Raw genomic sequence first — 20,869 nt, forward strand, 5'->3', positions numbered from 1 at the left:
AATGAATTTTTTACTTGAAAATGGGCTCGTATATCAAGCTGGTAAGCTGCAAAAAATGGATTTGCTTGTACAAAATGGGTTAATTACAGCTTTTGGACAAAATCTTGGACGACTGCTTGGAGATATCAATAAGATTGATGTTTCAAACAAATTGGTTTCTCCTGGACTCGTGGATGTGCATGTTCATTATAGAGAACCTGGTTTTACTTATAAGGAAACTATCAAAACAGGCAGTCTCGCAGCGGCACATGGCGGTTTTACAACTGTTTGCGCAATGCCAAACCTAAATCCGGTTCCTGATACGGCTGAACGCTTAGTGAATGTAATTGCCAAAAATAAAGCTGACGGTGTTGTTCATATTAAGCAGTATGCAGCAATTACTGCGGGATTAAAAAGTGAGCAAATTAATGATCTTGCCGCTTTAAAACAAGCCGGAGCATTTGCCTACAGTAATGATGGAAGTGGAATCCAGACTGCGGGAACGATGTATCAAGCAATGAAACAGGCTGCTGACTTAGGAATGCCACTTGTTGAACATATTGAGGATAATTCATTACTGAATGATGGAGTGATGAATGAAGGTAGTCGTTCACATGAATTGGGACTTCCGGGAATGCTCGGTCTGAGTGAATCATCTCAACTAGCACGCGACTTAATCCTTGCACAAAAAACTGGGGTACACTATCATGCATGTCATTTATCAACAAAAGAAAGTGTTGAATTGATGCGTTTGGCGAAGTCAAAAGGAATCAATGTAACGTGTGAAGTTGCGCCACATCACCTTTTACTGAGTGATGAGGATATTCCGAGTGATGATGCATATTTCAAGATGAATCCTCCGCTACGCGATGAAAGTGATAAAGCAGCTCTACTGGCAGGATTGTTAGATGGCACAATCGATATGATTGCTACAGATCATGCACCACATAGTCATGAAGAAAAAGTTGGTGGGATGTGTCAGGCATCTTTTGGAATAACCGGGAGTGAGACGGCCTTCACATTGCTGTATACACATTTTGTGAAGAGCGGTAAGTTAACGCTAGAAATGCTGTTGGATAAGATGAGCAGCGCACCAGCAAAAGCTTTTGGAATGAAGAATGCAGGAGAATTGCTAATTGGCAAGCCTGCAGACATAGCTGTGTTCGATTTAGATAAGGAATCCGAAATAAAAGAAGAAGAATATCTCTCAAAGGGGACAAATACACCTTTTACAGGTGATAAAGTATATGGCAAGACAATTATGACATTTGTTGATGGAAAGCTCGTTTATCAAAAGGAGGACTGAACTTGAAACGTTATTTGATTTTAGAAGATGGCAGCATCTTCAAAGGAGAAGGTTTTGGTGCAAATAGCACGACTACTGGGGAGGTCGTCTTTACGACGGGAATGACAGGTTATCAGGAAGCTGTTACAGATCAGTCTTTTGCAAACCAAATATTAGTGTTTACCAACCCTTTAATTGGCAATTACGGGGTAAATCTTGATGATTATGAATCAATCGAACCAGGATGCAAAGGCGTTATCTGTCATGAACTAGCACGAGTCTCAAGTAATTGGCGACAACAAAGTAGTTTTGCAGATTTCTTGGTACAGATGCAGATTCCTGGAATTACAGGGATTGATACGCGTGCACTAACAAAGAAGCTGCGCTCGGTTGGAACTATGAAAGGCAGAATTATTGATGCTACTGATAATTTTGAGCATGCTTTCTCACAGTTAAATGCGACGGTTGTTAATGAAAATCTTGTTGCACAGGTGTCAACAAGCAAACCTTATCCGAACCCAGGAAGTAAGCGCAATGTTGTAGTAATTGATTTTGGATTGAAGCACAGTATCTTACGGGAGCTAGCTAAACGCGATTGCAATACTATCGTATTACCTTATAATGCTACAGCAGAAGACATCTTCAAGTTAAAGCCGGATGGAGTCTTATTATCAAATGGACCTGGTGATCCTAAGTCGCTTCCTGGAGCCATCAAAATGATTCAAAAAATTGAAAAGAAATTACCGCTTTTTGGAATTTGCCTAGGGCATCAATTATTTGCACTAGCTAATGGTGCCGACACGTTCAAGATGAAATTCGGCCATCGTGGTTTTAATCATCCTGTTAGAGAAATTGCGAGTGGGAGAATCTGCTTTACCTCACAGAATCATGGGTATGCAGTGGCACCAGATTCTGTCGACAATAATGTAATGAATATTACGTACCGTGAGATCAATGATGGAACTGTTGAAGGACTCCGACACAAAAATTATCCAGCTTTTAGCGTGCAGTTTCATCCAGATGCTGCACCTGGTCCCCATGATGCAGTCGACATTTTTGATGATTTTATGCATGTAATTGATACGAGAAAGGATGAACGTAATGCCTAAGAGAACTGATATTCACAAAATTATGGTAATTGGCTCTGGTCCAATTATTATTGGACAGGCAGCCGAATTTGATTATTCTGGGACACAGGCTTGTATGGCACTGCGCGAAGAAGGATATGAAGTTGTTTTGGTCAACTCGAATCCCGCAACAATTATGACTGATACGGAAATTGCTGATCGTGTATACATTGAGCCACTGACAACTGATTCTGTTTCTCGAATTATCCGACAAGAATATCCGGATGCAATTTTACCAACGCTTGGTGGTCAAGTTGGGCTAAACATGGCAATGTCATTGTCCGAGACAGGAATATTGGATGAACTTGATATTGAATTGCTTGGGACCAAGCTGACGGCCATTAATCAGGCTGAGGATCGTGAATTGTTCAAAGAACTAATGAATGACTTAAACGAACCTGTTCCACCATCAAAGACTGTTAATACAACACAAGAGGCACTTGATTTCGCTGATGAAATCGGATATCCGGTAATTGTGCGCCCAGCTTTTACAATGGGCGGAACCGGTGGCGGACTTTGCGACAATAAGGAGCAGTTGGACCAAATTTCAGCCAACGGTCTGGATTTGTCACCAGTCACACAATGTCTGATTGAAAAAAGTATTACAGGATATAAAGAAATCGAATTTGAAGTTATGCGTGATCATGCGGGTAACACAATGGTTGTCTGCAGTATGGAAAATTTTGATCCAGTGGGAATCCATACGGGTGATTCGATTGTTTTTGCTCCAACACAGACACTTGCCGATCGTGAATATCAGATGTTGCGTGATGTCTCACTGCGCTTGATTAGTGCATTGAAGATTGAGGGGGGCTGCAATGTTCAGCTTGCTCTTGATCCGAATAGCTTTAATTATAATGTGATTGAAGTTAATCCACGTGTGAGCCGCTCTTCGGCACTTGCTTCCAAGGCGACGGGTTATCCCATTGCGAAGATGGCAGCTAAGATTGCAGTTGGACTGACTCTAGATGAAATCAAGAATCCAGTTACTGGAACAACATATGCTGAATTTGAACCAGCTCTTGATTATGTTGTGGCTAAGATTCCACGGTGGCCTTTTGATAAATTTGCGCGCGCAAACCGTAAGTTGGGAACACAGATGAAAGCAACTGGTGAGGTCATGGCGATTGGTCGAACTGCGGAAGAGGCATTGCAAAAGGCAGTTCGTTCACTTGAGATTGACGAAAAAGATTTGTTGTCTGATGAGGCACAAGCAGCTACTGATCAGAAGCTTGAAGAGAAGATTATGCATCCACAAGATGACCGCATCTTCTATTTGGCTGAGGCATTCAGACGAGGTTACACGATTGAAGAAGTTCATGAATTAACAAAGATTAATATCTATTTTCTTGATTTATTGAAGCATATTACAGAATTAGAAGTTGAAATCTGCAAGCATCCAAACGACTTAGAATCACTTGAAACCGCAAAAAGATATGGCTTTAGTGATCTGACAATTGCTAAACTTTGGAATTTAAAGGAAAGCAAGGTACGTGCCTTACGCAAAGAAAATAAAATAATTCCGGTGTACAAAATGGTTGATACTTGTGCAGCTGAATTTGAATCACAGACACCTTACTTCTATAGTACTTATGATCTGGAAAATGAAAGTGTTCCCTCTGATAGAAAGTCAATTCTTGTAATTGGATCTGGCCCAATCCGCATTGGACAAGGAGTCGAATTTGATTATGCAACGGTGCACAGTGTTAAGGCGATTCAAAAACTGGGATACGAAGCAATTGTAATGAATAGTAATCCAGAGACAGTGTCGACTGATTTCTCTGTTTCCGATAAGCTATATTTTGAACCGCTGACTCTGGAAGATGTTTTAAATGTTATTGAATTGGAAAATCCGCTTGGAGTAATCGTCCAATTTGGTGGGCAGACCGCAATTAATTTAGCAGCTGGTCTGGTTGAAAATGGGGTTAAAATTTTGGGAACAACAGTTGAAGATCTGGACCGTGCAGAAGACCGCGAATTATTCGATCAAGTTATCAATAATCTAGGACTTAAACAGCCAATCGGTAAGACTGCAACAACGCAAGCAGGGGTTCTAGAGATTGCCGCTGAGATTGGCTATCCAGTCTTGGTAAGACCTAGTTATGTACTTGGTGGACGTGCAATGGAAATTGTTAACGATGTAACTGAATTAAATGATTATCTTGAACATAATACAAGGGCTGCGATTGATCATCCAATTCTGGTTGATGCATATCTTGAGGGAATGGAATGTGAAGTTGATGCAATCTGTGATGGAAAAGATGTCTTATTACCAGGAATTATGGAACACATCGAGCACGCGGGTGTCCACTCAGGTGATTCGATGGCTGTATATCCGCCACAATCATTCAGTGAAGATATTAAACAGCAAATTGTCGAAGCAACTAAGAAGCTGGCTGTTGCTTTGAAGTGTGTTGGGATTATGAACATTCAGTTTATTATTCATGATCATGAGGCATATGTGTTGGAAGTCAATCCGCGAGCAAGTCGAACGGTGCCATTTCTAAGTAAAATTACAGGAATTGAAATGGCGCAAGTGGCTACTAAGGTAATCTTGGGACAATCGCTTAAAGAACTAGGTTTCAAATCTGGTTTGTATCCAGAGAGTAAGACAATTCATGTTAAGGCACCAGTATTCTCATTCAGTAAGTTGGAAGATGTTGATAGTTACCTAGGGCCTGAAATGAAGTCGACCGGTGAGGTAATGGGAAGCGACCATACTTTCGAGAAAGCATTGCTCAAGGCCTTTGCTGGAGCTAAGATGGAATTGCCTCTGAGTGGAAATGTCTTATTAACAATTGATAGTAGCGATAAAGAAACTATTTTACCGGTTGCGCAGAGATTCAGCCAAATAGGATATCGTTTATTTGCAACAAATGGGACAGCGGCCTTTTTGAAGGAACGTGGTTTGCATGTAATGACAGTGAATAAAATTGGCGAAGCTGGCAAATCTGACTTAGATATCTTGAAAATCATCAAGGAAGGCAAGATCCAGTTGGTTATTAATACAATGAGCCACGATCAAGAAGTGACCTCAGATGGATTCACAATTCGGCAAACGGCGATTGAACATAATATTCCCTTGTTGACCTCGTTGAATACAGCTGATGCTTTGGTGCGAGCAATGGAGAATCGTACTTTTGCGACTGACGTTATAAGATAGTTTTGACAATCGTTATATAAAGGTGGGTTATTTATGGAAGATTCTCGTTTAGCAGTTTCATTGCCTGGCTTGGAACTTAAAAATCCGGTGATGCCAGCCAGTGGATGCTTTGGTTTTGGCGACAATAAATTTGCACAAATGTATGATTTAAATCAATTGGGTTCGATTATCTTGAAATCGGTAACTTTGATTGAAAGAGAAGGTAATCCAGAACCAAGAGTGGCAGTTGTAGAAGATGGTGCTTTAAATGCAGTTGGTTTAAAAAATCCAGGATTATCGGTAATTTTATCACAGAAAATCCCTGAATTAAGAGCGAAAGTACCAGACCTGCCACTGATTGCAAGCGTTGCTGGATCAACCAAATCAGAGTATGTAGCAGTGGCTAAGGCATTGAGCGAATCAGGCTTAGTTAATGCAATAGAGCTGAATATTTCATGTCCAAATGTTCACGAAGGCGGAATGTTGTTTGGAACTGACCCTAAGGTTGCGGCTGAACTAACGAGAGCAGTCAAAGAAGTTACAAGTATTCCGGTTTTCGTTAAATTAACGCCTAATGTTACAGATATCGTTGAAGTAGCAAAGGTGGTTGCTGCTGCAGGTGCCGATGGGCTTAGCATGATTAATACAGCTTTGGGAATGAAAATCGATATTAAAACTAGAAAACCAGTTTTAGGTAATGGAACAGGCGGATTATCTGGAAGAGCAATTAAACCATTGGCTGTCAGAATGATTTATCAAGTAAGTCATGCTGTTGACTTGCCAATTATTGCTTCAGGTGGAATTGAAAATGCTGAAGATGTAATTGAGATGTACCTTGCAGGTGCACATGCTGTTGCGATAGGAACGGCACATTTTAAAAATCCAACTGCCTGCCTCGATTTAATTGAAGAATTACCTGCTAAGCTGGATGAACTTGGAATAACAAGTTTACAAGCTCTAATTGAAGAAGTTAGGAGTAATCGCTGATGCGAATTGAACGTCCGATTATTGCACTGGATTTTCCCGATCGCAATGAAACCGTGCAATTTTTATCCGAATTTCCCAAAGATGAATCTTTATTTGTTAAGATTGGGATGGAACTTTACTACAGTGAAGGTACAGATATGGTTAGAGAAATCAAAGCAATGGGACATGATGTTTTCCTTGATTTAAAATGTCACGATATCCCACATACAGTGGAAAGTGCAATGAAGGTTTTGGGAAAGATTGGAGTTGATTTAACAACACTGCATGCAAGTGGCGGTAGCGAAATGATGGCGGCTGCAAAATCTGGAATGCTGGATGGAAGCAATGGGAAACAAACTGCAAGATTACTGGCAATTACGCAGTTGACTTCGACAAATCAGCAAATGGTTGAAGAAGAACAATTAGTATCAGTCCCATTAAAAGAAAGTGTCTTGAATTATGCAAGACTGGCAAAAAAGTCAGGAATGGACGGGGTTGTCTGCTCTGCCCAAGAAGCGAGGATCATTGCTGCAGAAACTGGCAAAAACTTTTTGCGAGTAACTCCAGGAATTCGCTTAGCAGGGGGAGCTAGTGGCGATCAAAAGCGTGTGATGACACCAGATGAGGCTGCTAGAAATCAAAGCAGTGCAATTGTTGTAGGAAGAGCAATCACGCAGGCAAAGGATCGCGTCAAGACATATCAAACGGTTAAGAAGTTATGGGAGGATGCAAAATAATGAAGCAAGTAGCAAAAGACTTACTAGAGATTAATGCAGTGACCTTGTCACCTAATAAGCCCTTCACCTGGGCGAGTGGGATTAAAAGCCCTATCTACTGCGACAATCGGTTAACAATCAGCTACCCAAAGATTCGCAAGGAGATTGCTCGGGGAATTGCTAATTTAATCCGTGACCTCTTTCCAGAGGCGCAGGTAATTGCAGGAACTGCAACTGCAGGAATCCCGCATGCTGCCTGGATTGCCGCTGAATTGACTCTGCCAATGATTTATGTTCGGTCGAAGCCTAAAGATCACGGGCAAGGGCACCAAATCGAAGGGGTCGTTGAAAAAGGACAAAAAACAGTTTTGATTGATGACTTAATCTCAACAGGTGGGAGTGTCTTAAAGGCTGTTGAAGCTGCTCAAAAGGAAGGTGCAGATGTGATTGGTGTTTGCGGGATTTTTAGCTACCAGTTGGAGGCGGCAAAAGAGAATTTTGCAGCTGTAAACATACCTTTTGCAACGTTAACTAACTATAGCGAATTGATTGAAGTCGCTGCAGAGGAAAATCAAATTACGGCAGCAGACCGCAAGTTGTTGCATAAGTGGCGTGAAGATCCAAAGAGATGGCTGAGATAAGGGAAGTAACCATAGGCTGGACAAGTTCTTTTGTCGCAGTCTTTTTTTATCATCTTTAGACTAAGTCTAGTTTGCTTGCATGTATAACAAAAGTTATCTGTTAAAAATTATGAAGACGCAAAAATAACATTATTTTAGTACATTGAAGAATTTTACAACAATCACTGGATTCACAGCAACTTGAATTATTCTTAAAACTGACTTGTGCTTGCAATCTAGTGGTAAATTGAATAAACTGGTAACTAGACTAGAAGTACATTACTATTTTTTGAACCATGAAGCTAATTAGTATAAGAAATTAAAATATACAAAAACATGAGGAGTATTCATAATGATCTCAGTAGCAATGACTACATATAATGGTGAGAAGTATTTGAGGGATCAAATACAGTCAATTTTAAGTCAAACGTATCCTGTTGATGAGATAATAATTTGTGATGATGGATCCAAGGATAATACTATAAATATTATTAATGAATTTAAAGATAATCAAATAAAATTAGTCGTTAACAATCAAAATTTGGGCTATGTTAAAAATTTTGAACAAGCAATTGCTTCAACTCGTGGAGACTATGTATTTTTAGCTGATCAAGATGACATATGGGTTCCCGAAAAAGTTGAAAAAATGTTGACAGTCATGAAGGATAAAAAATGTAGTCTCCTGTGTTCAAATTTTGAATTGATTGACAGTAAGAATAGATCAATAGAAAATAAGGAAGAATATAATATTCCTTCCTTTGTGGAGAAGAAACATAGATATAGTTTATCAGTAGTTAGTTTTAATCGCTTACTGCTGGGAAATGTAGTGCAAGGATGTACTTACTGTTTTGATCAAAAAGTTAGAGAAAAGTACTTAGCAGTAAATAATCAAGAAGTTTTTCATGATTGGCAACTAATGTTGATAGCAGCTTATATTGGAGAAGTATTATTTTATGATCAATCTTTAATTCAATATCGATTACATGAAAAAAACACAATTGGTTTTAGTGAAAAGCAGGAAAAAATTAAGCTAGATATTAAGAAACCAAAAAAAATTCCTACAATGGTTAGCTTTTTTAAAGATGTTAATCGGGTTATGAAATTGGACATGTTTACTAAACTAAAAGTAGCTTTTGTATTTTATCTTAGACTCACATATCTTATTGCTAAATTACACTTGCCAATATAGTGAGAAACATTGGAGTAATATTTTTTAATTTTTTTGAGATTACTATATTATAAATAAAAGGTCTGCTAGATAATTCAAAATATAATTGATATTGAGTAAAAATAAGCAAATAATCGTTGTATATTTTGATTAAGAAGGAGAGTTATTGAAAATGAGCGTAAAAAAAATAATTCATGGGAGTGTTAGACGGTTAGACGCGTTTATTAATTCACCATATGATAACATGCTTAGGAGTCGAATTAAAAAAGATTTAAAATTATTGTTACCAGGAATTTTAAAATTTTGTAAAATATGGTTCCAAAGGAAGGACTATACACAAGTAAAATATAACTTTACTGTAGTTGTCATTATAAAAAATGAAGCACCATACCTTAGAGAATGGCTTAATTATTATCTATCTCTTGGTGCGGAACATTTTTATATATATGATAATGAGAGTAGTGATGACCCGTTGAGGGTTCTTGAATCGTATAAGACAAAGATTACTTACATAAAATTTAAGGGAATTGCACGTCAGATGGATGCATATAATGATGCATTGAATAGATTCGGACAATTTTCTCGTTATATGGCTTTTTTTGATGCAGATGAATTTCTTTTTATTGAAAATGAATCTCAAAATTTACTTCAATTATTAACTAAATATTTTTCTAAAGCAAATATTGGAGGATTAGCTGTTAATTGGCAAATATATGGATCTTCATTTTTACAAAAAAAACCCACAGGGTTATTGACAAATAATTTTGTGTATCGTTCAAAAAAAGATTTTGAGAAAAATCGTCATGTAAAATCAATCGTAGATCCAAGAAAAACTATTGGTTTTTTGAGTGATCCTCATGCGCCAATTTATTTACCGGGATATCATGCTATAAATGAAAAAGAAGAAGAAGTTGTTGGACCTATTCTCCCAGTGATTAGTACAGATATAATTAGAATTAATCACTACTTTACGAAATCTAAAGAAGAATTTTTACAAAAAAGGTCACGTGGTCGAGCAACAAAAAGTGGGCAAAGAAATATGCAAGATTTTATTGATCATGATCGAAATGATGTTTTTGATGATTCAATGCGAAAATATAATAACAACAACAACTTATATTAATAAATCGAATCGTCAAATCAAGCACAACACTTTGAACATGTTCATATATGTTAGTTTAATCAAAATATGGTAAGAGTTATATTGCTGAATGATAACCGAGAAGTTTTCGTGATTGTGGGTTAAGTGCATCCTTAATATTTTGGAATTTCGTTATAGTTAGCTGATGCAGCAATTGTCCTTTTGGGAATGAATTCACTAATTGTTTTTGACTTTTATTTGACCTGTACCCTCAGGACGAATATAGGTGTGCAGAATAAATATTTACAACTTTGTAGTTGAGGTTTTTCAATGGATTGGTACAGAACTTGTTTATTCGTTTATGTTTTTTGTGTCCAGACCTTATGTGACGTTGGGGGGCATAGGTAATTCAATTGGTACCCCATCAATATGCATTTTAAATCAATGAACAAAATGTCAATGCTGCGAACACGTGATTTACATCAACCAATTATGTAAGAAATTTCGATATTTTAATTAGCTAATTGTACTTCGAACTCAACGAGTTCTTCAGCAATCTGGCAGCCTATTTTGCCACCAGATTGCCGAGCCATAATTTGTTTACATTCATAAGAGTGTAGTTGTTGCCAATGGTGAAATGGAGGTCGGGGTCATGAAGACATTTCTTTCTTAATCCGTGGTGATTTGAGAATAAGTCTTTATGGTCTTTTGGTCTAGTCATTTAGGTGCTGCACTTAAATTTAGGAAATAGTTTCTTAGTGTTTGTTTGAGGTTTATTAGTTAATCGGCTATAATTACTCCCAGCCTAACTTTTAGTGAGTACTATAAATAGCTAGTTATTTTAAAAATCATTGAATTATAAGCAATTTATTTATATAGTCAAAAATACATAAAAAAACATAGAGGAGCAAGTTATGAAAGTTATTCGCAACTACTTGTATAATGCTGGATACCAGCTATTACTAGTAATTTTACCCTTAGTTACAGCAACATATATTAGTCGAGTTTTAACTAAGACAGGTGTTGGGATTAATGCATATACCAATTCAATTATTACGTATTTCATTTTGTTTGGAAGTTTAGGAATTAATTTGTATGGTAATCGGCAAATTGCTTATCAGCGAGAGAATAAATTAGAAATGTCAAGAACTTTTTGGGAAATTACAATTTTACGTGTTGTGACGGTGGTTTTAGCATATCTTGCTTTTTTTATTTATCTTCCTTTTAGTAACTATCCAACACTAATGATTTTTCAATCAATTAATTTGTTAGCAGTTGTTTTGGATATATCATGGCTTTATATGGGACTAGAAGATTTTAAAAAGACGGTTACGAGAAATACTTTAGTAAAAATTATTTCTCTAATAGCAATTTTTGTTTTTGTAAAAAATAAGAATGATTTAGGAATTTATATTATTATTCTTGGTTTAGGGGCCTTGCTGGGGAACTTGACACTTTGGCCTTTTCTCAAAGAAATTATTGTTAAAGTACCACTGAAAAAGTTGCATCCGCTGAAACATATTAGACCTTCTGTTATGCTTTTTGTTCCTCAGATTGCTGTTAGCGTTTACGTAGTCTTGAATAAGACGATGCTGGGTAAAATGACAAGTACAGTCAACTCAGGTTATTATAACAACGCAGATACAATTATTAAAACAGTTTTAGCTTTGGCAACAGCCACTGGAACTGTGATGTTGCCGCATGTTGCAAATGCTTTTGCAAATGGTCAGAAAGAAAAAATAAATCGAATGTTATACGATTCATTTGATTTCATTTCTTTTTTAACGTTTGCGATGATGTTTGGTCTTGCTGGTCTCTCATTACACTTAGGTCCTTATTTTTATGGAACTGGGTTTGGACCCGTAGGGGGGGCAATGTTATTAGAAACACCAGTAATTGTCCTAATTGGGTGGAGCAATGCAATTGGGACGCAATATTTGCTGCCAACGAATCATACGCGAGAATATACAACTTCAGTTATTGTGGGAGCTATTGTAAATATTATTTTGAATTTTCCTTTAATTTATTTTTGGGGATTGTCAGGAGCTATGATTGCAACTGTCTTTTCCGAAGTATGTGTAACGGGGTATCAATTATGGACAATCAGAAAGCTTGTTAGTTATCGCAAGTTATTTCAAAATGTAGGGAAGTATCTGGTTGCTGGGATTGTAATGTTTATTCCCGTTTTTAAAATCAATAACACTGTACACACAAGTGTATTTTCAATTTTTGCAGAAGTTGTTTTGGGAGCAGTTATTTACATTACAGTGATTTTGTTTTTAAAGCCTACAATCTTAGACAAATCTAAAAAAATTTTTAAAGAAAATAAAAATAAAAACGAAAAATGAGGAGATTTTAAATGGTAAATTACGTTGTTACATCACGTGACCCAGGAAAAATGGGTGGAAGCAAAGCTAAAGAAGATATTATTAAATATTTGAAACAGGAAAATTATGAATCTTTTAAAGTTAATCCATATCAACCAAATAAATTTTCCAAGCTTTTATATACACATTTTAAAATGATGAAGTTTTTTAAAAATAAGAAAATACAGAACTTAATTATGCAGTATCCAATACCTTCACAATATATGATTGAAAAATTTGTTTCAAAATTAAAAAAAAATCAAACAGGAAAATTTATTATTTGGATCCATGATATTCAAGGTCTACAAAATAATGTTAAGCTCAAAAAAGTTAAATGGGAGATTAAATTATTTAATCAAGCAGATATCCTTATTGTACACAATGAAAAGATGCGTATTTGGCTAGTCAATCAAAAAGTCACTGTGCCAATGATTGTATTGGGAATTTTTGACTATGATAATCCACAAGCTATTCAGAAGTTGCATTCTTATGAGAAAACTATTTGTTTTGCTGGGGCACTTTTTAAGTCAACTTTTCTGACCAAAGTAAAGACAAAAAATAAACTTTACACTTTTGGACCTGATATGCCAAAGCAACATTCGAAAAATATCATTTACGGGGGTCAATACTCCCCAGAAGAATTATCAAGGCACTTGACACAAAATTTTGGTTTAATTTGGGATGGACCTGAAGTTACAACTTGTGCAGGTACCTATGGGCACTATCTATTATTTAATAACCCTCATAAAACCTCGTTGTATATTAGCTCAGGAATACCAATAATTATTTGGAAGCAGGCAGCTTTAGCTGATTTTGTTATTAAAAATAAAATTGGAATTACTATTAATAATTTATCTGAGTTGGATAATGCTCTTGATAAAGTTACTCCTTATGATTACCAGTTAATGAAGGCTAATGTTGATGAGATAGCTAAAAAAATACGTGCGGGATATTATACAAAACAAGTTGTTGAGAAAATTAATAAAATTTAATTTTTAGATATAATTATGACTTTTTTATATTGATATTTGATTGAGTATGTATCTAACTTTGATTTGCCAGAAAGCTGCATAGGCGAAACTACTAAGATGTACTTTAAAATTTTAGTTTATGTTACAATCTATACTGGAAATTAAAAAATAATATTTATTTTTTTGGAGGACAGACATGAAGGGAATAATATTAGCCGGTGGGTCAGGTACACGCTTATATCCATTGACACGTGCGACATCAAAACAATTGATGCCAATTTATGATAAGCCGATGATCTACTATCCAATGTCAACATTGATGTTAGCGGGAATTAAGGATATCTTGATTATCTCAACGCCACAAGATGAGTCGAGATTCGAAGAATTATTTGGAGACGGACATGAAATTGGGCTACATATTGAGTATAAAGTTCAGCCAAAGCCGGAAGGATTAGCGCAGGCTTTCATTTTAGGAGCGGATTTTATCGGTGACGATAGTGTTTGCCTTGTTTTGGGAGATAATATCTATTATGGTGGCGGTCTTTCTAAGATGCTGCAGCGTGCTGCTGAAAAGGAACACGGCGCAACGGTCTTTGGTTATCATGTAAATGATCCAGAGCGTTTTGGTGTGGTTGACTTCGATAAGGACATGAATGCTTTATCAATTGAGGAAAAGCCGACACATCCGAAGTCACATTATGCGGTCACGGGTTTGTATTTCTATGACAATGATGTCGTCGAAATTGCGAAGAATATTAAACCGTCACCACGCGGAGAGCTGGAAATCACTGATGTCAATAAAGAATATCTTTCACGTGGAGCGCTGTCAGTTGAATTGATGGGTCGCGGTTTTGCCTGGTTAGATACAGGAACACATGAATCATTACTTGAGGCATCATCATTTATTGCAACGATTGAGAAGCGGCAAAATCAAAAGGTCGCATGCTTAGAAGAAATTGCATATCGCATGGGCTACATCAATAAAGAACAGCTAGCGGTATTGGCCCAACCATTGAAGAAGAATCAATATGGTCAATATTTACTAAGATTAGTGAGCGAGGGTTAAAAATGGGAAGACTTAAGATTACAGAAACAAAGTTACAAGATGTCAAAATAATTGAACCAGCGGTGTTTGGTGATAACCGAGGATTCTTTACTGAAAGTTATTCAGATGAAGACTTCAAAGCTGCAGGGATAGACTTCAACTTTATTCAAGATAATCACTCATTGTCAAGTCAAGCTGGTGTCTTGCGTGGTTTGCATTTTCAACGTGGTAAAGCTGCTCAAACGAAGTTAATACGGGTTGTCACAGGTGCGGTACTTGATGTGATTGTTGATGTTCGCAAGGGCAGTCCAACTTATGGCGAATCGGAAGGTTATATTCTTTCGGAGAGTAATCATCGTCAGTTACTTGTGCCTCGTGGCTTTGCACATGGATTTGTAACATTGACGGATAACGTTAATTTCTTATACAAGTGTGATAACTATTATAATGCACAAGCAGATGGTGGAATTGCTTTTGACGATCCAACCTTGGCAATTAACTGGCCAATTGATCTTGAAAATGCCATTCTCTCAGAAAAAGATAAGAAACACCCAACATTCAAGGAATTTGAAGCAAATAATCCGTTTGTCTACGGCGAGATATAGGGGGATTGGTCATGAAAAATATTATTGTGACAGGTGGAGCAGGTTTTATTGGTTCTAACTTTGTACATTACGTTGTTGATAACCATCCAGATATACATGTGACAGTTTTAGATAAGCTGACGTATGCAGGCAATCGGGAAAATCTGGCTGGATTACCAGCTGAGCGTGTTGAATTAGTTGTGGGAGATATCGTAGATGCACCATTGGTTAACTCATTGGTTCAAAAAGCAGACGCAGTGGTGCATTATGCAGCTGAATCGCATAACGATAATTCGTTGAAGGATCCCACACCATTTATTCAGACCAATTTGATTGGAACATATACATTGATTGAAGCTTGTCGTAAGTATCATGTCCGTTACCATCATGTTTCAACGGATGAAGTCTATGGTGATCTTCCGTTACGTGCAGACTTACCAGGTCATGGAGAAGGTATTGGTGAGAAGTTCACACCAGAGATGCCATATCGGCCATCAAGTCCTTATTCCTCAACTAAAGCAGGCTCAGATTTATTGGTCAGAGCTTGGGTCAGATCATTTGGATTACAAGCAACGATCTCAAATTGCTCGAATAACTACGGCCCATATCAGTACATTGAGAAATTCATCCCGCGCCAGATTACTAATGTTTTGAGTGGAATCAAGCCCAAATTATATGGAACTGGCAAGAATGTCCGTGACTGGATTCATACGAATGACCATTCATCGGCAGTCTGGACAATCCTGACAAAAGGGAAAATCGGTGAGACTTATCTGATTGGTGCAGATGGTGAACAAGATAATAAGGCTGTCATGGAAATGATTCTTGAATTGATGGGGCACGCAAAAGATGACTATGAACACGTAGCAGATCGTCCTGGGCATGATTTGCGTTACGCGATTGATTCAACAAAATTACGGACAGAATTAGGATGGAAGCCACAGTTCACAGATTTTCGTGAAGGATTAGCCGAGACAATCAAGTGGTACACGGAAAATGAAGATTGGTGGAAGTCAGTGAAGGCAAAAGTTGAGGCAAACTACGCAAAGAATGGTCAATAACATGCTGATTGAGAAGGTGACAAAGTGATACTAGTTACAGGTGGAAGTGGACAACTTGGTTCGGAATTACGGCACTTGTTTGATGAAAAGAAAGTCGAGTATCTTGCACCGAGTTCGAAAGAATTGAATATTACTGATGAGCAGAGTGTCTTGCAATATGTTCAGAAACTTAGGCCTACAGTAATTTATCATTGTGCGGCTTATACAGCGGTAGATGCCGCTGAAGATGAGGGCAAAGAATTAAATTACTTGGTTAATAAAATTGGTACTGAAAATATTGCTAAGGCGGCTGCAAAGGTTGCGGCGACTATTATATACATTAGTACCGATTATGTTTTTGATGGTAATTTAACTGCTGGTGAATATAAGGTTGACGCACAAACTAACCCGTTGAATGAGTATGGCAAGGCAAAACTTGCTGGTGAGAAAGCAATTCAAAATTTTGCAAGTAAATACTATATTATCAGAACATCATGGGTATTTGGCAAATATGGCAAGAATTTTGTTTTTACGATGCAGCGACTTGCAAAGCAGCATCCAAAGATAACAGTTGTAGCTGATCAATTTGGAAGACCTACTTGGACGAGAACACTTGCGGAGTTTATGACGTATGCAGTTGAAAATCACGCTGATTACGGGGTTTATCACCTCTCAAACGATAATGCCTGCACGTGGTATGATTTTGCAAGTGAAATCTTAAAGAATGACAAAGTTGAAGTGGAGCCACTAACAAGTGTACAATTTCCACAAAAGGCAACGAGACCTGCTCATTCGATTATGGATTTGAGCAAGGCAAAAGCTACAGGATTTGAAATTCCAACATGGCAAGAAGCACTTGCTAGAATGCTACAAAGTGTTGATAAATAAAAAGATTCAAAAGAGTGACTTAGCGCTCCTTTTTGGTAGGTGAATAAAAAATGCATGACTGGTTAGCAAAGAAAAAGTATATCACATATGTTGTAACACTCTAATGAATATAAAAAAGAGAAGGTTTTAATAATCTTCTAAATCATTGGAGTGTAAAAATTGAAAATTAAATATCATAAAAATATCAAATATAGTTACTATTACAGCTTTTTTTCTTTCTTTGGAGTAACCGGACTTTGGGTAATTTATCTGCAACATGCAGGGCTGACATTGTTTGAAGTCGGATTATGTGAAAGTATTTTTCACATTGGAAGTTTTTTGTTCGAAGTGCCAAGTGGACTACTAGCTGATCGCTTTTCTTACAAAACAGTCCTAATTGCAGGTAGGCTCATGTCAATTCTATCAGCTGTGATAATGCTACTTGCACAATCATTTTGGCTTTTTGCATTTAGTTTTATATTAAGTGCATTTTCGTATAACCTGCAATCAGGAACGATTGATGCGATGATGTATGATTCACTAATTGAGAGCAAGCAAACTTCGGATTTTCCAAAGATTATTAGTAAAACAGAGATTATTTTTGAAGTTGCAGATACAATAGGTGTTGTTATCGCAGGGTTCCTTGTACATTGGCATTTTGAACTAACCTATGTAATTGCGATTTTGGTTGGATTCTTGGCACTTATTTCAGTGTTGTTTTTGAAAGAGCCACTGAAAACTGCACAGATTCAAATCGATACTGAGAAAGAAGCAGAACTGACAATTAGTGAATTGATTAGGTCTTCGTGGCGCATTTTGAAGAAAGAGAAGTTCTTGCGTAACTTGATGATCTATCAGGCTATGATTGATTTGATTTGTACAAGTTACTATTATTACTACCAATCTGTTATGAAGAGTAATAATTTTTCTGGAGTCATGATTTCTGGAATTATGGTCATTTCTTCAGTTATAGCTGTACTCGCTATTAGTGTAACGCCAAGGATTACAAATCGTTTTAGCCAGCTTAATATTCTACGTTTTCTAATAGTACCAATCCTTGGGTTGATTCCATTAATCTTTTTTAGAAATGGGATAATTATGCTTTTATTATTCATGCTCCTCAAGGCATTAAGTGCGATCGTTGGTCCATTGTTTAGTAATTACTATAACAAATTAATTGAGTCAAAACAGAGAGCAACGTTGTTGAGTGTTGCAAGTGTAATTTTTTCAGCGTTTATGATCGTTCTATTTCCAGTTGTTGGATGGATGATTGATCAGGTTGGTTTTGCAATTGCATTTGGAATTATAGGAATTGTAATGGGTGTACTAGTGTGTAGTAAGAATATTATCCAGGCAATAAATAAATAACAAATATAAAAATGAAACGAGAAGTTATAGATGCGTATATCAGCGCATTATAGCTCCTCGTTTTTTTATTTTAAATTTACAATCGGACGGAGAAGTTTAATTTAATGGAAAATATTTTTCTAAAATAAATACTGGGATTGGACAAAGTTTGACTTTTGATCCAGTTCCCAGTAAAAAAAGATATTGTTTGTTTTATAGCATTTTAGATGGAAATGTCAGGCATATTTGAAAGAATCCATTGTTCTGCTTCTGGAGACCAAATTCCACCATGTTTAACTAAAATTTTACCAAGTTCAGAATTTGAATCAACTTTGGCCAGTTCAATTCTGTCGAATTTTTTTCCGGGATAGGTAAGCTTTTTCCCGCCGCCAATATCTGGCTGTGCCAAAGTTGTCTCAGCAGCAGAGTCGAGTCCTAAAACATGTGTGATTACTTTTGCAACATCTAATTTTCCACTGGCTATTATTTGAGCAGCCTTTGCTTCATTTTCTGCATTTCCTCCAGATGTTCCTGTAACATGTGTGAAGTTGTAGTGAACATCATAAAAATTCAGTGTTGCATTAAAGTCCTTGTTCATCGGGCCAGCAAATTGATTCAAGCAACCGTCTGGAGCCAATAATTTGCCTGCTAGAGTAACAATTGGAGAGACGCTGATCATTGAGAAGACATCATCGTAGCCAGCCCCATTAACTGCTGAAGATAATAACTCTTGTTGTTCACTGATAGATAAATTGTTTACGTTCAAAAAAATCATTTCGACTTCATCTGAAGGGTACAAGTGTTTAGCACGATCTAATTTTTCTTGATTAATATCAGTTATTACTAAAGTTTTTGGTTTGATATCTGAATGAATTGCGTAATCGATAGCAAGTAGCCCCATTGGACCGGTGCCACCAAGCATCAACATATTTCCACGTTCTTTAATTCCCATTTTGTGGTTGTAAGTATGTGGAATCAAATGGAATTGTGCATCAAACGCAGCGATTACACAACTTAAAGGTTCACACAAGGAACCTTCATAGTATGCCTGTCCATGGAAAGTAATCAGGCAATTCAAATCCATTACTTCTTTAGGAATTACGACAACGGTTGCATCCCCGCCAATATATGGATATGAATATCCTGGAACAAAGGGAGTATCATCGCGTGCTAGGTTTGGCTGGACAACATAGTCTTCACCTGCACTGAATTTCTGCTGTAAATTTTTACCGACCTTCAATATTTTGCCAGAAAATTCATGGCCAATCAAAACTGGGTTCTTAGCAAGGTTATTCGGAGTCTTTTTGTGATTTTCCCCCTCCTTGACTAATTTCCATGAAGACATACACATAGTATCACTTACGACCGTTGCCAAGATTTCATCTTCAGTGATAGCCGGTAATTCGAATTCTTCAATCCTTAAATCTTCTTTTCCGTATAATCTAAGTCCAATGCTTTTCATATTTGTATTCCACCCTTCATTTTTGTGAAATAAAGAAGTTATTATAATATAGCTTCCAACAAAATCATGATATCACTAAATTTCAGGGCTATTATTAAATAATATTAAAACTCACATTTGTGATAAAACTATTTTTTTAATTATTTTTGCGACCTCGTCAGTTGTTACAAGATAGTCAAGCAGCTGTGCATTCAAACAACCAATTAGAGCCTCAACTTTTTTCTCTCCAGCAGCTATGCCCACAACATTTTTTATCTTTCGTAATTTTGACAAACTCGCCCCAACAAGGTTTGGATAAATTTCCTGGCACTCATCACCATTGATTGAAAAGGATTGTGAGAGAACATCTCCCACCATTGATTTTTGATATATTTTTCCAGAACCATTTCTTTTGTAGAATTCGCGCCAATTATAGTTATCTGTCATTTTTGCACTACCTATCCCAACCAATGCAATGTCAACTTTATCCCACATCTGAACTGAATTACGATTTGTTGCTGTTGCTAAAATCTCTCTCATTGCTGATTCTGAATTAATAAAAACAGGAGAATCTAAGTAAAACATGGTGGATTGTGGAATTTTTTCGCACATCTGATGTACTAAATGGTTTGCCTGACATGAAATATCAAGTTGTCCCATGGGACTTCCAATCAGAGGGACAACTGAAACATTTGAAACTTGTTTTTCAAGTGAAAAATTCGAAACAGTGTTTTTTAATGTTTCACCCCAGGAAAGTCCGATAACACTACCGTTTTTGATTAGTTCATTTATAAGATTATTTGCAGATATTGATACGCTTTCTAGGTCGTCATTATACGAACTGTTTTTTTCTGTGGATGAGACAATGGCTTTTTTTAAATGAAAGTTTTGGCATAAAAAGTCTTCCAATTCGACTGTTTCCCTTTCTAACGGATTATTAATTGTAACTTTTACGATACCCATATCTTTAGCTCTCTTTAGTAGTCGGCTTATTTCTGTCCTATGAATATGCAAAAGATCGGAAATATTTTTTTGTGAAAGTCCTTGGTTGTAGTACAGATTAGAGATTCTGAGCAACCGTTCGATTTGTTTTTTATCTGAATATGTCATTATAAATCACTCCT

Annotated in this window: 17 protein-coding genes; 15 read left to right on the forward strand and 2 right to left on the reverse strand. The window is 36.8% G+C overall.

All coding sequences use genetic code 11. The features are described 5' to 3' along the window. The first annotated feature begins 1 nt into the window (after window position 1). The 15 genes from FFX44_RS04315 to FFX44_RS04385 all read left to right on the forward strand — a co-directional run bounded on the left by FFX44_RS04315 (window position 2) and on the right by FFX44_RS04385 (window position 18,325). Window positions 2-1,285, forward strand: a complete 1,284-nt coding sequence (locus FFX44_RS04315; protein WP_289978245.1) for a dihydroorotase — start codon at window positions 2-4, stop codon at window positions 1,283-1,285. A gap of 2 nt (window positions 1,286-1,287) precedes the next feature. Further along, window positions 1,288-2,373 (forward strand): carbamoyl phosphate synthase small subunit, encoded by a 1,086-nt coding sequence (locus FFX44_RS04320; RefSeq protein WP_289978248.1) that lies wholly within the window; start codon window positions 1,288-1,290, stop codon window positions 2,371-2,373. Next, window positions 2,366-5,554: a carbamoyl-phosphate synthase large subunit gene (carB, locus tag FFX44_RS04325; protein ID WP_289978250.1), complete on the forward strand. Its 3,189-nt coding sequence runs from the start codon at window positions 2,366-2,368 to the stop codon at window positions 5,552-5,554. Before FFX44_RS04320 ends, carB begins: the two co-directional genes overlap by 8 nt. A 33-nt stretch (window positions 5,555-5,587) precedes the next feature. Next, the gene (locus FFX44_RS04330) at window positions 5,588-6,520 is read left to right on the forward strand and encodes a dihydroorotate dehydrogenase (protein ID WP_289978252.1); all 933 of its coding nucleotides are present in this window, start codon (window positions 5,588-5,590) and stop codon (window positions 6,518-6,520) included. Next, window positions 6,520-7,236: an orotidine-5'-phosphate decarboxylase gene (gene pyrF / locus FFX44_RS04335; protein ID WP_289978254.1), complete on the forward strand. Its 717-nt coding sequence runs from the start codon at window positions 6,520-6,522 to the stop codon at window positions 7,234-7,236. The genes FFX44_RS04330 and pyrF overlap by 1 nt, the downstream gene beginning before the upstream one ends. Beyond that, window positions 7,236-7,856 carry an orotate phosphoribosyltransferase gene (pyrE, locus tag FFX44_RS04340; RefSeq protein ID WP_289978257.1) on the forward strand — a complete coding sequence of 207 codons (621 nt, stop codon included), beginning with the start codon at window positions 7,236-7,238 and terminating at the stop codon, window positions 7,854-7,856. The genes pyrF and pyrE overlap by 1 nt, the downstream gene beginning before the upstream one ends. Window positions 7,857-8,187: 331 nt before the next feature. Further along, window positions 8,188-9,024 (forward strand): glycosyltransferase family 2 protein, encoded by an 837-nt coding sequence (locus tag FFX44_RS04345; protein WP_289978259.1) that lies wholly within the window; start codon window positions 8,188-8,190, stop codon window positions 9,022-9,024. Window positions 9,025-9,175: 151 nt separating this feature from the next. Next, the gene (locus FFX44_RS04350; protein ID WP_289978264.1) at window positions 9,176-10,126 is read left to right on the forward strand and encodes a glycosyltransferase family 2 protein; all 951 of its coding nucleotides are present in this window, start codon (window positions 9,176-9,178) and stop codon (window positions 10,124-10,126) included. A gap of 872 nt (window positions 10,127-10,998) precedes the next feature. After that, the gene (locus FFX44_RS04355; protein ID WP_289978266.1) at window positions 10,999-12,432 is read left to right on the forward strand and encodes a polysaccharide biosynthesis C-terminal domain-containing protein; all 1,434 of its coding nucleotides are present in this window, start codon (window positions 10,999-11,001) and stop codon (window positions 12,430-12,432) included. An 11-nt stretch (window positions 12,433-12,443) separates the two neighbouring features. Next, window positions 12,444-13,442: a beta-1,6-galactofuranosyltransferase gene (locus tag FFX44_RS04360; RefSeq protein WP_289978267.1), complete on the forward strand. Its 999-nt coding sequence runs from the start codon at window positions 12,444-12,446 to the stop codon at window positions 13,440-13,442. A 175-nt stretch (window positions 13,443-13,617) separates the two neighbouring features. Continuing rightward, window positions 13,618-14,487, forward strand: a complete 870-nt coding sequence (gene rfbA / locus FFX44_RS04365) for a glucose-1-phosphate thymidylyltransferase RfbA (RefSeq protein ID WP_289978269.1) — start codon at window positions 13,618-13,620, stop codon at window positions 14,485-14,487. Between the two features lie 2 nt (window positions 14,488-14,489). After that, window positions 14,490-15,071, forward strand: coding sequence for a dTDP-4-dehydrorhamnose 3,5-epimerase (rfbC, locus tag FFX44_RS04370; RefSeq protein ID WP_289978272.1), 582 nt, complete (start codon window positions 14,490-14,492; stop codon window positions 15,069-15,071). 11 nt (window positions 15,072-15,082) lie between these two features. Continuing rightward, the gene (gene rfbB / locus FFX44_RS04375; protein WP_289978275.1) at window positions 15,083-16,111 is read left to right on the forward strand and encodes a dTDP-glucose 4,6-dehydratase; all 1,029 of its coding nucleotides are present in this window, start codon (window positions 15,083-15,085) and stop codon (window positions 16,109-16,111) included. Between the two features lie 24 nt (window positions 16,112-16,135). Next, window positions 16,136-16,978 carry a dTDP-4-dehydrorhamnose reductase gene (gene rfbD / locus FFX44_RS04380; protein WP_289978279.1) on the forward strand — a complete coding sequence of 281 codons (843 nt, stop codon included), beginning with the start codon at window positions 16,136-16,138 and terminating at the stop codon, window positions 16,976-16,978. A gap of 159 nt (window positions 16,979-17,137) precedes the next feature. Then, complete coding sequence (locus FFX44_RS04385; protein ID WP_289978282.1) at window positions 17,138-18,325, forward strand: MFS transporter; 1,188 nt, start codon at window positions 17,138-17,140, stop codon at window positions 18,323-18,325. A 202-nt stretch (window positions 18,326-18,527) separates the two neighbouring features. Here FFX44_RS04385 and FFX44_RS04390 read toward each other — a convergent pair whose 3' ends face one another. Further along, the gene (locus tag FFX44_RS04390) at window positions 18,528-19,766 is read right to left on the reverse strand and encodes a zinc-binding dehydrogenase (protein ID WP_289978284.1); all 1,239 of its coding nucleotides are present in this window, start codon (window positions 19,764-19,766) and stop codon (window positions 18,528-18,530) included. A gap of 111 nt (window positions 19,767-19,877) precedes the next feature. Further along, window positions 19,878-20,855: a sugar-binding domain-containing protein gene (locus tag FFX44_RS04395; RefSeq protein WP_289978285.1), complete on the reverse strand. Its 978-nt coding sequence runs from the start codon at window positions 20,853-20,855 to the stop codon at window positions 19,878-19,880. Window positions 20,856-20,869: the final 14 nt, after the last annotated feature.

Origin of the sequence: Lactobacillus sp. UCMA15818 (assembly GCF_030400225.1) — a bacterium.
In the GTDB taxonomy this organism is placed as follows: domain Bacteria; phylum Bacillota; class Bacilli; order Lactobacillales; family Lactobacillaceae; genus Liquorilactobacillus.